We start from the raw sequence: 259 nt of genomic DNA, 5'->3' as shown, positions 1-259 counted from the left end.
AGCCATACCAGCTACCGGTCTGGTCGCGCGGTACGGAGAGCGGGGAACTGGTCGCACCCTATGCACAGAAGCTGCATCTGGTCGGCCTCGGCAATTCGGGCGCGACGCCGCCGGGCGGGCTGACCCTGCCGATCGTGTACTTCCCGACGTACAACGATCTGGCGCTCGCTCCGGACGGCAGCCTGAAGGGCAAGATCGCCTTCGTGTCGAACGCGATGCAGCCTACCCAGGACGGGTCGAGCTATGGATCGCAGGGCAC

The 259-nt window shown here is 66.0% G+C and carries 1 protein-coding gene; it reads left to right on the top strand.

Features of this window, described 5'->3' with window-relative positions:
• Nucleotides 1-259, top strand: a 259-nt coding sequence (locus tag AC3XQU_RS24240) for a protease-associated domain-containing protein (protein WP_489876673.1), incomplete at both ends; no start/stop codon positions are given.

The sequence above is a fragment of the Telluria sp. AZSoR62 genome, from assembly GCF_058111565.1.
The sequence above is the reverse complement of the archived record's forward strand: the minus strand, read 5'-3'. Positions and strand labels throughout refer to the sequence as shown.